This is a genomic window from Streptomyces luteogriseus (assembly GCF_014205055.1).
Classification (GTDB): domain Bacteria; phylum Actinomycetota; class Actinomycetes; order Streptomycetales; family Streptomycetaceae; genus Streptomyces; species Streptomyces luteogriseus.
Window position 1 is genome coordinate 3,325,647 of record NZ_JACHMS010000001.1, and the last position, 12,490, is coordinate 3,338,136.

Here is a 12,490-nt window from a genome sequence, read left to right on the forward strand (position 1 = left end):
CATGGCATCGGTATTCGAATACGCCCCGGCCCCCGAGTCGCGCGCGATCGCCGACATCGCGCCCTCGTACGGCCTGTTCATCGACGGCGAGTTCGTCGAGGCGGCGGACGGCAAGGTCTTCAAGACCGTCTCCCCGTCCACCGAGGAGGTCCTCTCGGAGATCGCCCAGGCCGGTTCCGAGGACGTCGACCGCGCGGTGAAGGCCGCGCGCCGGGCCTTCGAGAAGTGGTCGGCGCTCCCGGGCGCGGAGCGCGCGAAGTACCTCTTCCGCATCGCCCGCATCATCCAGGAGCGCTCCCGCGAGCTGGCCGTCCTCGAGACCCTGGACAACGGCAAGCCGATCAAGGAGACGCGCGACGCCGACCTGCCCCTGGTCGCCGCCCACTTCTTCTACTACGCGGGCTGGGCCGACAAGCTCGACCACGCGGGCTACGGGCCGAACCCGAGGCCCCTCGGCGTGGCGGGCCAGGTCATCCCCTGGAACTTCCCCCTCCTGATGCTGGCGTGGAAGATCGCCCCGGCCCTCGCGACCGGCAACACGGTCGTCCTGAAGCCGGCCGAGACCACCCCCCTGTCGGCGCTGTTCTTCGCGGACATCTGCCGCCAGGCGGGCCTGCCCAAGGGTGTCGTCAACATCCTCCCGGGCTACGGCGACGCCGGCGCCGCGCTGATCGCCCACCCCGACGTGAACAAGGTCGCCTTCACCGGCTCCACGGCCGTCGGCAAGGAGATCGCCCGCACGGTCGCCGGGACCCGTAAGAAGGTCACGCTCGAACTGGGCGGCAAGGGTGCCAACATCGTCTTCGACGACGCCCCCATCGACCAGGCCGTCGAGGGCATCGTCAACGGCATCTTCTTCAACCAGGGCCAGGTCTGCTGCGCCGGCAGCCGCCTCCTGGTCCAGGAGTCGATCCAGGAGGAGCTGCTCGACTCCCTCAAGCGCCGTCTGTCCACGCTGCGTCTCGGCGACCCGCTGGACAAGAACACCGACATCGGTGCGATCAACTCCGAGGAGCAGCTCACCCGCATCACCTCGCTCGTCGAGCAGGGCGAGGCGGAGGGCGCCGAGCGCTGGTCGCCCGCGTGCGAGCTGCCGGAGAGCGGCTACTGGTTCGCCCCGACGCTGTTCACGAACGTCACCCAGGCGCACCGGATCGCCCGCGACGAGATCTTCGGCCCGGTGCTGTCGGTGCTGACCTTCCGCACTCCGGACGAGGCGGTCGCCAAGGCCAACAACACGCCGTACGGCCTCTCCGCCGGCATCTGGACGGAGAAGGGCTCCCGCATCCTGGCGGTCGCGAACAAGCTCCGCGCGGGTGTCGTCTGGTCCAACACGTTCAACAAGTTCGACCCGACGTCGCCGTTCGGCGGCTACAAGGAGTCGGGCTTCGGCCGCGAGGGCGGCCGCCACGGCCTGGAGGCGTACCTCGCCCCGTCGAGCCCGGAGGGCGAGCGTTAAATGAATGCAACTGATCGGCTCAACGTCCTGAAGACCTACAAGCTGTACGTCGGCGGGAAGTTCCCGCGTTCCGAGAGCGGCCGGGTGTACGAGGTGAGCGACTCCAAGGGCAAGTGGCTGGCGAACGCGCCCCTGTCGTCCCGCAAGGACGCCCGTGACGCGGTCGTCGCGGCGCGCAAGGCGTTCGGCGGCTGGTCCGGGGCGACGGCGTACAACCGCGGCCAGATCCTCTACCGCGTCGCCGAGATGCTGGAGGGCCGCCGCGACCAGTTCACCCGTGAGGTGGCCGACGCGGAGGGCCTGTCGAAGTCCAAGGCGGCCGCGGTCGTGGACGCGACGATCGACCGCTGGGTCTGGTACGCGGGCTGGACCGACAAGATCGCCCAGGTGGTCGGCGGCGGCAACCCGGTCGCGGGCCCGTTCTTCAACCTGTCCTCCCCCGAACCGACGGGCGTGGTCGCGATCGTGGCCCCCCAGGAGTCGTCCTTCCTGGGTCTGGTGTCGGTGCTCGCCCCGGTGATCGCGACCGGCAACACGGCGATCGTGGTGGCGAGCGAGAACTCCCCGCTCCCCGCCCTGTCCCTGGCCGAGGTCCTGGCCACCTCGGACGTCCCCGGCGGCGTGGTCAACGTCCTCTCGGGCCGTACGGCCGAGATCGCCGCCCCGCTGGCGGCCCACCAGGACGTCAACGCGATCGACCTCGCGGGCGCCGACGAGGTCCTCGCGAAGGAGCTGGAGATCGCGGCGGCCGACAACCTCAAGCGGGTTCTCCGTCCACAGCCTGTGGATTACGCGAAGACTCCCGGCACCGACCGCCTGACGGCGTTCCTGGAGACCAAAACGGTCTGGCACCCCACGGGGTCACTGGGCGCGTCGGGCTCCTCGTACTAGACGCCCCCACAGCCGAAGCCCCGGTCCTCCTCCGTCCAGGAGGTCCGGGGCTTCTCCGCGTCCGTCCCGCCTCATATCCCGAGCCGCTGCCCGATGCCGTCGAGCACGCAGTCGAGGCCGAAGGCGAACTCCCAGGCTCGGTCGTCCTTGCGGGTCGCGCCGAGGGCGTACCGCTCGAAGGCCGGGTAGCGGCCCGTGCTCATCAGGTAGCGCATCTGCGGGGCGAGCGCCTCGCGGGTCTCGTCACCGCCGGCCCAGCCGTGGCGTTCCTGGTACTCGCGCAGGGCGATCTCGGTCTGGGCCGAGCCGTGCACGAAGGAGGTGACGGCCCGGAAGGCGGCCATCACCGAGTCGGCGTCCAGGCCGCAGACGGCGAGCGCGGCCAGCTGCCGTTCCGCCACGGCCATCCGTGACGGTGTGAGCATGATGACGGGGGTGGGCATGACCGCCATCCACGGGTGGGCGAGCATCAGCTCCCGGGTCTGCACGGCGTAGGAACGGAGCACCTCCCGCCAGTCCGTCGTGCCCTCGGGGACGGCAAGGTCGCGGGAGACCCGGTCGATCATGAGTGCCCAGAGGTCGTCCTTGCCGTTGACGTGCCGGTAGGCCGCCATGGGGGCGACGCCCAGTCGGGTGGCGAGACGGCGCATGGTGACGGCGGCGCCGCCCTCCTCGTCGGCGATCTCGACCGCTGCGGCGGCGATCCGCTCCAGGGTCAGTGAAGCGCGCGGGAGGGGGGCGGGCCGCTCCATACGCTCCCAGAGGGAGGGCCCTTCGGCCCCGCTCTCCTCGCCCTCCTTTTTCGTGACCGCCATGGTCCGCTCCTCCCGGGTCGATGTGTCGTGTACAGCGTATCGCCAGTAGACGCCGTACACATTGCTGTGTACGTTGTACGCATACAGATACGCCGTACACCTCCAGGGGGAGACCCATGCCCGTCCGCATCGAACCGCTCCGCGTCGCCGTCCTCGTCGGCTCGACCCGCGAGGGGCGCTTCGCACCCGTGATCACCACATGGCTGACCGGCCATCTCGAGCAGCGCGACGACCTGACGGCCGACGTCGTCGACCTCGCCGAGACGCCACTGCCGACCGTGTTCCCGGCGTTCGGCGGGCAGCCGCCGGCCGGCTCCCGGGAGCAACTGGCCCTCGTCTCACCACGCCTCGCCGCGGCCGACGCCTTCGTCCTCGTCACGCCCGAGTACAACCACAGCTTCCCGGCGTCCCTGAAGAACGCGATCGACTGGCACGGCGAGGAGTGGCACGGCAAGCCGGTCGGCTTCGTCTCCTACGGCGGCCTGTCCGGCGGTCTGCGCGCGGTGGAGCAGCTACGGGTCGTCATGGCCGAGGTGAACGCCATGACCATCCGCAACACCGTGAGCTTCCACGACGCCTGGAGCCGCTTCGACGAGGACGGCACCTGCAAGGACCCCGCCGCCGACACCGCCGCGAAGGCCCTGCTCGACCAGCTCGCCTGGTGGGGCCACGCCCTGCGGGACGCCAAGTCCGTCCGCCGCTACGTCGCCTGACCACCGGCCGCGAGACAGGGGGAACCATGGACACACGCGCGGCGGGCACCACCGCGGACGAGGCGGCCCGGCCGGCTGCCCCGCCTTCCCGGCTCGTCATCCTCGGGCTGCTGCTCGGCATCGTGCTCGGCACGCTCGACGGAACCGTGGTCGGCACCGCTCTGCCCACCATCGTCGGCGACCTCGGCGGCCTCGACCACCTCTCCTGGGTACTCACCGCCTATCTGCTGACCACGGCCGTTTCCACCCCGGTCTGGGGCAAACTCGGCGACCTGTACGGGCACAAGGGCAGCTACCTCACCTCCATCACCGTGTTCCTGGCCGGCTCGGTGCTGTGCGGACTCGCCCAGGACATGGGCCAGTTGATCGCCTTCCGGGCTTTGCAGGGGATCGGCGCGGGCGGCCTGTTCGTGGGGGCGCTCTCGCTCATCGGCACGCTGCTCACCCCGGCCGAGGCCGGACGGGCCCAGTCGCTGATCGGAGTGCTGCTGCCCGCCGCGATGATCGGCGGCCCCCTGGTCGGCGGCTTCCTCACCGACCAGCTGGACTGGCGCTGGGTGTTCTACGTCAACGTCCCGGTCGGCGCCGTCGCGCTCGCCCTCATCGGCTACGGGGTCCGGCTGCGCGCGACCCGCGTGAAGGCGCCGATCGACCTGGCGGGGGCCGGGCTGCTCACCGGCGCGATCCTCGCCCTGACGCTGCTGGCGAGCTGGGCGGGGACCACGTACACCTGGACGTCACCGCAGATCATCGGGCTCGCCCTGGTCTGCGTGGTCGCGCTGGCCGCCTTCGTAAGGGTCGAGCGGCGCGCCGCGGAACCGATGATCCCGCCCCGGCTGTTCCGGGACCGGAACTTCACGGTGGCCCAGGTGCTCAGTTTCGTCACGGGCGCGGCCATGCTGGCGGCGGCGAGCTATCTGCCCCAGTACCTGCAGTTCGCCCGGAACATGTCGTCCACCGAGAGCGGCCTGCTGCTGCTTCCGCTGATGCTGGGCATGATGGGCGCGCAGCTCGTCATCGGCCGCCGGATCGCCGGCGGCGGACGCTACCGCGCCTATCCGATCGCGGGCGGCGTGCTCGCCACGGCGGGGGCGTTGTCGCTGCTGGCGCTCGGCACGGCCACGACGGCACCCGTCGCCTCCGGCCTGACGCTGCTGCTCGGCATGGGCATCGGCTGCCTGATGCAGCCGGCGATGCTCCTCACGATGAACAGCGCCGAGCTCCGCGACATGGGCGCGGCCAGCGGCACCCAGACGCTGCTGCGCACCATCGGCGGCTCCCTCGGTGTCGCCGTCCTCGGATCCGTCTACACCGGCCGGCTCACGGCCGCCGTGACGGATCGGCTCGGTGCCGAGGGCGGGCGACTCACCGAAGGGGAGCTGACACCCGGGCTGTTGCGGGACCTGCCCGAGCCGGTCCGGGAGGCGTTCCGGACCGGCGTGGTGGACGGTCTGCACGGCGTCGCGCTCGGCACGGCCGTCCTGTGCGCCGTGGCGTTCGCGGTGGCGTGGCTGGTGCGGGAGGTCCCGCTGCGGGGCCGGTGACCTACTGCTGCGACAACAGCCCGGCCGCCTGCCCCACCACCGGGATGCTCCCGATCGACTGCGCCTGCGCGACCGGCCCGGTCAGCGCCTGGGAGGTCATCGGCTTGAAGTCGGCGAGGTCGGTGCCGATGCCGTTGTCGAGCGGGTCGACTCCGGTACCGGCGAGCGGGTTGGGCTTGAGGCCGGCGACCGGGCCGGTGACGTAGCCGAGGGTGCCGGTCGCGGCCTGGAGGCCGGACTCGGGGTCGATCTTGCCGAGGGAGGTGGGGCGGGTGTTGACCACGCCCAGGATCGAGGCCGTGTCCGCCGCGGCCGACGCCGTGCCCGCCCCCAGTGCCACACCCGCGGTCGCGAGGACGGCCAGGGCACGCTGGGCGGCCGGCTTCTTGGGAGAGTCGTGTCGGGCCATGGCTGCCACCTTCTGATGCACTGGGTAATCGTGTCGGGACCGAGGGTAGTTGAGGTGTGACGCGCGCATCAAAGGCGACCCGCGGGGTCGTACGGCCCCCGGTGGATGCCTCACACTGGTGTCCCGTGAGTTCTCCTCTGCCCATATCGACGCGAGTCGTGCTGCTCTGCGGCCCTTCCGGCTCCGGCAAGTCCCTCCTCGCGGCCCGCTCCGGCCTTCCGGTGCTGCGGCTCGACGACTTCTACAAGGAGGCCGACGACCCGACGCTGCCGCTCGTGGCGGAGAGCTCCGACATCGACTGGGACCATCCCGACTCGTGGGACGCGGACACCGCCGTCGCCGCGATCACCCGGCTGTGCCGCACGGGCCGTACGGAAGTTCCCCTCTACGACCTCTCGCTCAGCGCCCGCACCGGCGTGGAGACGGTCGACATCGGGCGGACCCCGCTGTTCATCGCGGAGGGCATCTTCGCCGCGGAGATCGTCACGCGCTGCCGCGAACTCGGCGTCCTCGCCGACGCGCTGTGCCTGAGCCGCGGCCCGGTGAAGACCTTCCGCCGCCGGTTCCTGCGGGATTTGAAGGAAGGCCGCAAGTCGGTTCCGTTCCTGCTGCGCCGCGGCTGGCGCCTGATGCGGCAGGAGCGCACGATCGTGGCCCGGCAGACGGCGCTGGGCGCCTACGCCTGCGACCGCGACGAGGCGATGGGCCGGCTGGCGGCAGCGGCGGCCGGCCGGTGCGCGGGGCTGGGCACGGCGGCCTGATGCCCCGGGCGGACGCCGGGGCCGCGCTCGCGACCGAACTGGGCGCGCGGGCAGAGGACGTCGAACGGGTGCCCACCCCGCGCGGGGGCACCCTCCTGGGCTTCCGGTGCGCGCCGGACGCGTGCCTGGACCTGTGGCGGCGCGCCCGCGAGCGCCACCCGGCCACGGGGTGGTGGCCGTTCATCACCCACACCCCGCCGTCGGACTGGGAGTGGGCGGAACTGCCGGGCGGCAGTCACCGCGACGAGACCCGCGGGCCGTTCATCGCCGGACTGGTGGAGCTTCAGGCGGGGGAGCTGCTCCAGGAGGCGGAGACGTTCCGGCCGCCGACGGGACACCTCCCCGTGCGGGACCTGGACGACCTGGCCCGACGTCTCACCGCCGCCCTTCCGCACCCCGCGCCGCCCCGCCCCGCGGAAACACGCCTCGCCACCTTCTCCGTGGGGCCCCCGGAGTGGATCTGCCTCGTCCCCACCGATGACCCGGTCGGCCTGCCGGAACTCCTGGACGCACCCGACACACCGAACCACACCCCGTTCCCCGGCCGGGAGTCCCTCTCCTACCGGGATCACGCCGACGTCCTGCGCGAGTGGCACGACCGGTTCGGCGCCGAGATCTGCTACCTCGACACCGCCGCGCTCCTGCTGTCGGTCGGGAGTCCTCCTACGGATCCGCTCCAGGCGGCGCGGGTCGCGATCGAGCAGTACGCGTACTGCCCCGACTTCGACCAGCTCATCGGCGGGCTGCCGGAGATCGCCGCTCACCAGGCGCCAGCGCCGTTCTGGTTCTTCTGGTGGGACTGAGCCGCCCGGCGGACGGGGGGGGAGCACACGGCACGAAAAGCGGGACTGGACGGACCCCCCGGCCCTCCAGTCCCGCTCCTGTACTCCCCCGTTGTCCTCCCCCGAGTTCCCCCACTCTCCTGCGGAGACGCCCCCCAGCGTCTGCGCAGTTCCCCACTCTCCTGCCAAGACGCCCCCCAGCGTCCTTGCAGTTCCCCCGTGGGCCCCCTTGTGGTGCTCCCCCCCGAACCTTCAGGCGACAAGCTCGCCGAAGGCGTCCTCCTCGTCACGGCCGAAGCTGAGGACCTCGTCCTCGCGCAGCCGGCGGAGCGACCGCCAGATGCTGGACTTCACCGTGCCGACACTGATGTCGAGGATCTCCGCGATCTCCGGGTCCGTGCGGCCCTCGTAGTAGCGAAGGACCAGCATGGTGCGCTGGAGTTCGGGCAGCCGGGCCAGCGCCTGCCACAGGACCGCACGCAGCTCGGTGCCGCGCATCGCGTCCGTGTCGCCGGCGGTCTCCGGCAGCTCCTCGGTCGGGTACTCGTTCAGCTTGCGGCGGCGCCACGCGCTGATGTGCAGGTTGGTCATGGTGCGGCGGAGGTATCCGCCGACCGCGGCCTTGTCACTGATCCGGTCCCACGCCCGGTAGGTCGAGAACAGTGCGCTCTGCAGCAGGTCCTCGGCCTCGAAGCGGTCACCGGTCAGGTGGTAGGCGGTTGCGTACAGGGAGGCGCGGCGCTCCTGGACGTAGGCGGTGAACTCCGCCTCCGTCAGCGAACGGCGCTCCCCCGAGCCCTCCCCGTACGCTGCTCCCCCGACGGTGCCCGTGGCGGCTGCCGCCGCGGACCCCTTGTTGATCTCCCCCGTGGGTGCGTCAACCACCGTCATGAACGCGGTGTGCTGACGCCCGGTGCCGCGAGCGCACCCCCGCCCGCTCACGGCACCGGACTTCTCGGAACCCCTGTGCACGTCGTGCAGACGCGTGACAACTGCGCTGGTGCTGATGCCGTGCAGCGTGTTCATCTCGCGCCCCCCGTCGTGGACTTCCGATGTGCGGCCCGCCGTTTGGGGCGGGCTTCCTTGCCTGTGCCGAAAAGCTTGCCGCGGCACTTTCATCGCCGTGTCCGCCGACTGTCACAGACCTGTCACAGGGGTCGACCACGGGTCGGCCACAGCTCCTGCACACGCGTCGGCGGTACCGGCCGCATCCAGTAGGGCCCACCGGTCGAACCCCGACCCCTCCATGGGCCAGAATGAGCGCGTGCCTTCCCTGTTGCTGATCGAGGACGACGACGCCATCCGGACGGCCCTGGAGCTCTCACTGACGCGCCAGGGCCACCGCGTGGCGACCGCTGCCAGCGGTGAGGACGGTCTGAAGCTCCTTCGCGAGCAGCGGCCGGACCTGATCGTGCTGGACGTGATGCTGCCCGGCATCGACGGGTTCGAGGTGTGCCGGCGCATCCGGCGCACGGACCAGTTGCCGATCATCCTGCTGACCGCGCGCAACGATGACATCGACGTGGTGGTCGGGCTGGAGTCCGGCGCCGACGACTATGTCGTCAAACCGGTCCAGGGGCGGGTGCTCGACGCCCGGATCCGGGCCGTGCTGCGGCGCGGCGAGCGAGAATCGAACGACGCGGCGAGCTTCGGCAGCCTCGTCATCGACCGCTCGGCGATGACCGTGACGAAGAACGGCGAGGACCTCCAGCTCACACCGACCGAGCTGCGGCTGCTGCTGGAGCTGAGCCGGCGGCCGGGCCAGGCGCTGTCGAGGCAGCAGTTGCTGCGGCTGGTGTGGGAGCACGACTACCTGGGCGACTCGCGGCTCGTGGACGCGTGTGTCCAGCGGTTGCGCGCCAAGGTCGAGGACGTGCCGTCGTCCCCGACGCTGATCCGTACCGTGCGGGGCGTCGGCTACCGGCTGGACGCGCCTCAGTGACCCAGGCGCACCAAGGGGGGGCCCGCGGCTGGACCGGGGCGCGCAAGGGAGTTCTGTCGCCGCTGCGCTTCACCAGCCTGCGGCTGCGACTGGTCGTCGTCTTCGGCCTGGTGGCCCTGACGGCCGCCGTGTCCGCGTCGGGGATCGCGTACTGGCTCAACCGCGAGGCCGTGCTCACCCGCACCCAGGACGCCGTGCTGCGCGACTTCGAGCAGGAGATGCAGAACCGGGCGGGCGCGCTGCCCGAGCGTCCGACGCAGGACGAACTGCAACACACCGCGGGCCAGATGGCGGGCAGCGACCAGCGCTTCAGCGTGCTGCTGGTCGGCCGCGACACCGAGGGCCGGACCGTCTACGGCAGCTCCGGCGGGCTGAACGGCTTCTCGCTCCAGGATGTGCCGAAGTCGCTGCGCACGGCGGTGAACCGGACGCAGAAGACCGACGGGTCCAACAAGCACCCTTACCACCTGTACTGGCAGCGGATTGTCGACCACGACACCCCGTACCTGGTGGCCGGTACGCGGGTGATCGGCGGTGGCCCGACCGGTTACATGCTCAAGTCGCTGGAGCCGGAGGCCAAGGACCTCAACTCGCTGGCCTGGTCGCTGGGCATCGCCACGGGGCTCGCACTGATCGGCTCGGCGCTGCTCGCGCAGGCCGCGGCGACGACCGTGCTGAAGCCGGTGCAGCGGCTCGGGGCGGCCGCGCGGCGGCTCGGCGAGGGCAAGCTGGACACCCGGCTGCGGGTGTCCGGTACCGATGAACTCGCCGACCTGTCGCGGACGTTCAACAACGCGGCCGAGGCGCTGGAGAAACGGGTCGCCGACATGGCCGCCCGCGACGAGGCGTCCCGGCGGTTCGTGGCGGACATGAGCCACGAGCTGCGGACGCCGCTCACCGCGATCACCGCCGTGACGGAGGTGCTCGAGGAGGAGCTGGAGGCGGAGACCGGCAGCATGGACCCGATGATCGAGCCCGCCGTCCGGCTGGTGGTCAGCGAGACGCGACGGCTGAACTCCCTGGTCGAGAACCTGATGGAGGTCACCCGCTTCGACGCGGGCACCGCCCGGCTCGTCCTGGACGACGTCGACCTCGCCGACCAGATCACCGCCTGCATCGACGCCCGTGCCTGGCTGGACGCGGTCGAGCTGGACGCCGAGCGCGGCCTGCACGCCCGGCTGGACCCGCGGCGCCTGGACGTCATCCTGGCCAACCTCATCGGCAACGCGCTCAAGCACGGCGGTTCCCCGGTGCGGGTGTCCGTGCGGGAGGCGGAGGACTCGATCGTCATCGAGGTGCAGGACCACGGGCCCGGCATCCCGGAGGACGTTCTGCCGCACGTCTTCGACCGCTTCTACAAGGCCAGCGCCTCCCGGCCCCGTTCCGAGGGCAGCGGCCTGGGACTGTCCATCGCGCTGGAGAACGCCCACATCCACGGCGGTGAGATCACCGCGGCCAATTCGCCCGACTCGGGCGCGGTGTTCACCCTGCGGCTCCCGCGCGGCACGTCCCCGGCGGAGGAGCAGCCCGCCGAGGACGAGCTGACGCCCGGGAGCGACACCGACCGGCCCCAGGGCGAGGACACGAAGGGGGACGCACGATGACCGCACGTCGCGCGGCCGTGCCCCGTCTGCTGGCCGTTCCGGCGCTCGCCGTGCTGCTGGCCGGCTGCGGGATCCGGGCCACGGAGGTGCCGACGAACTTCGGGCCGGCGCCCTCGCGGGTGCAGTGCTCGCTCGCCGAGCCGGACGTCTCCACCCAGGCCGCCCGGGGGCTGCCGGTGCAGGTGTTCCTGCTGTGCGGGTCCTCGCTGGTGACCGTCGACCGGACCGTACGGGTCCCGGACGGCGCGGCCGACTCCGAGCGGCGCCTCCTGGTGGCGCAGGGCCTGCTGGACCAGCTCGCCACACCGACGTCGGCCGCCGAGAAGGAAGCCGGCTACAGCACGGACGTGCGCGGCGGCATCACCGTCGGCGGGCCACGCCCCGGCGACCCGGACGACACGCTGCGGCTGAGCACGGCACCGGCCGGCCTCACCTCGTACGCCCTCGCACAGGTCGTCTGCACCTTCTCCGACTCGGCTGCGGCCGAGGGGGACGGCTCGGTGGTCCTGGGCGGCCCCGGGCCCGAGGCCCCGCGCCGCTACGAGTGCACCGACGAGGTGCGGGCCCGGCCGGGCAGCACGGAACCACCGTCGAAGGACGTGGCCGGGGAGTGATCCGCCCCGCCTGTGGCGTATGCCTCACAGGGCAACCGGGGCTCATCCCGGAACCGATCCTGCCGGAGGCCGCGTCTTGGGAGGCGTGCAGCGTCAAGGCTCCATCGGCGGCAGCGCCGCGTCCCGCATCCGTGTGACAGGGGGTGTCCTCCTCGTCGCCCACCTCGCGTTCGTCGCCTGGTTCACGCTGCGGCCGCTGGACGTGCCCTGGGTGATGCCCGCCAATCTGCGGCCGTTCGCCGGTATCCGGGCCGATCTCGCCCTGGGCTGGCCGGAGGCGGCCCGCCGGATCGGTGAGGGGCTGGCCCTGCTCGCCCCGCTGGGTGTGCTGCTGCCGTTGGTCGGCGGCAGGATGGTCGTCTCGCCGCTGGCGTCCCTGCTGCGCACCGTCGCGGCCGCCGCCCTGCTCTCCTGGGGCATCGAACTGCTGCAGACGGGCGTGCCCGGTCAGGTCGTCGACGTCGACTCGCTGTTCCTGAACACCCTGGGCGTGGCCCTCGCGCATATCGCGCTGGTTCCGGCGGGCCGTTCCTGGCTGCGCCGCCGCACCACCGCCCGTCCGCCCCTGTCCCCGGAGGAGCCGGCTCAGGGTCGGACCCCGACGATTCCCAGGGTCGGGATCGCCCCGTGGAGCGACGCTTTGCCCCCTTCGTCTCCGTAGCGTGGAGTGCAGATGGGGTACTCGGACGAGAGGCCTCACACACCCTCACGAAGGAGTCGCACATGTCCCGTCTCGCCCGCCCCACCCACGGCCGCATGATCGGCGGAGTGTGCGCCGCGCTGGCACGGCGCTTCGGCACCTCCGCGACGACGATGCGGGTGATCTTCCTGGTCTCGTGCCTGCTGCCGGGCCCGCAGTTCCTGCTGTACATCGCTCTGTGGATCGTGCTCCCGTCGGAGGACAAGGTCCACGGCAAGACCCAGACGGCCTGGTGACGCGCTCTGCCGGAACACTG

Annotated in this window: 14 protein-coding genes; 11 read left to right on the forward strand and 3 right to left on the reverse strand. The window is 71.7% G+C overall.

Annotated elements, in window-relative coordinates:
* Position 1: 1 nt before the first annotated feature.
* A complete protein-coding gene (locus BJ965_RS14260; protein ID WP_184908988.1) occupies positions 2-1,459 on the forward strand; it encodes an aldehyde dehydrogenase family protein in 1,458 nt (485 codons plus the stop codon).
* On the forward strand, positions 1,460-2,350 hold the full coding sequence (locus BJ965_RS14265; RefSeq protein WP_184908989.1) for an aldehyde dehydrogenase family protein: 891 nt from the start codon (positions 1,460-1,462) through the stop codon (positions 2,348-2,350).
* Positions 2,351-2,421: 71 nt separating this feature from the next.
* Here BJ965_RS14265 and BJ965_RS14270 read toward each other — a convergent pair whose 3' ends face one another.
* Positions 2,422-3,165 carry a TetR/AcrR family transcriptional regulator gene (locus tag BJ965_RS14270; protein ID WP_184908990.1) on the reverse strand — a complete coding sequence of 248 codons (744 nt, stop codon included), beginning with the start codon at positions 3,163-3,165 and terminating at the stop codon, positions 2,422-2,424.
* Between the two features lie 116 nt (positions 3,166-3,281).
* On the opposite strand from BJ965_RS14270, the gene BJ965_RS14275 reads away from it, so the two are divergent.
* Entirely contained in the window at positions 3,282-3,878 is a 597-nt protein-coding gene (locus BJ965_RS14275) for an NADPH-dependent FMN reductase (protein ID WP_184908991.1), read from the forward strand.
* A 26-nt stretch (positions 3,879-3,904) separates the two neighbouring features.
* Positions 3,905-5,422: an MDR family MFS transporter gene (locus tag BJ965_RS14280; RefSeq protein WP_184908992.1), complete on the forward strand. Its 1,518-nt coding sequence runs from the start codon at positions 3,905-3,907 to the stop codon at positions 5,420-5,422.
* Position 5,423: 1 nt separating this feature from the next.
* On the opposite strand, the gene BJ965_RS14285 is transcribed toward BJ965_RS14280, so the two are convergent.
* A complete protein-coding gene (locus tag BJ965_RS14285; protein WP_184908993.1) occupies positions 5,424-5,831 on the reverse strand; it encodes a hypothetical protein in 408 nt (135 codons plus the stop codon).
* Positions 5,832-5,887: 56 nt separating this feature from the next.
* Here BJ965_RS14285 and BJ965_RS14290 point away from each other — a divergent pair, with 56 nt between their 5' ends.
* Entirely contained in the window at positions 5,888-6,592 is a 705-nt protein-coding gene (locus BJ965_RS14290; RefSeq protein WP_184908994.1) for a uridine kinase family protein, read from the forward strand.
* Entirely contained in the window at positions 6,592-7,395 is an 804-nt protein-coding gene (locus BJ965_RS14295; RefSeq protein WP_184908995.1) for a DUF4253 domain-containing protein, read from the forward strand. Before BJ965_RS14290 ends, BJ965_RS14295 begins: the two co-directional genes overlap by 1 nt.
* Positions 7,396-7,626: 231 nt before the next feature.
* Here the strand turns inward: BJ965_RS14295 and BJ965_RS14300 are convergent, their stop codons facing one another.
* Complete coding sequence (locus tag BJ965_RS14300; RefSeq protein WP_184908996.1) at positions 7,627-8,400, reverse strand: SigE family RNA polymerase sigma factor; 774 nt, start codon at positions 8,398-8,400, stop codon at positions 7,627-7,629.
* A gap of 238 nt (positions 8,401-8,638) precedes the next feature.
* On the opposite strand from BJ965_RS14300, the gene afsQ1 reads away from it, so the two are divergent.
* The 5 genes from afsQ1 to BJ965_RS14325 all read left to right on the forward strand — a co-directional run bounded on the left by afsQ1 (position 8,639) and on the right by BJ965_RS14325 (position 12,470).
* Complete coding sequence (gene afsQ1, locus BJ965_RS14305) at positions 8,639-9,316, forward strand: two-component system response regulator AfsQ1 (RefSeq protein ID WP_097219620.1); 678 nt, start codon at positions 8,639-8,641, stop codon at positions 9,314-9,316.
* Positions 9,313-10,920, forward strand: coding sequence for a sensor histidine kinase (locus BJ965_RS14310; RefSeq protein ID WP_184908997.1), 1,608 nt, complete (start codon positions 9,313-9,315; stop codon positions 10,918-10,920). Before afsQ1 ends, BJ965_RS14310 begins: the two co-directional genes overlap by 4 nt.
* Positions 10,917-11,534 (forward strand): hypothetical protein, encoded by a 618-nt coding sequence (locus BJ965_RS14315; protein WP_184908998.1) that lies wholly within the window; start codon positions 10,917-10,919, stop codon positions 11,532-11,534. The genes BJ965_RS14310 and BJ965_RS14315 overlap by 4 nt, the downstream gene beginning before the upstream one ends.
* 85 nt (positions 11,535-11,619) lie before the next feature.
* Positions 11,620-12,195, forward strand: coding sequence for a VanZ family protein (locus tag BJ965_RS14320; RefSeq protein ID WP_184908999.1), 576 nt, complete (start codon positions 11,620-11,622; stop codon positions 12,193-12,195).
* A 62-nt stretch (positions 12,196-12,257) separates the two neighbouring features.
* On the forward strand, positions 12,258-12,470 hold the full coding sequence (locus tag BJ965_RS14325; protein WP_107455762.1) for a PspC domain-containing protein: 213 nt from the start codon (positions 12,258-12,260) through the stop codon (positions 12,468-12,470).
* Positions 12,471-12,490 lie beyond the last annotated feature (20 nt).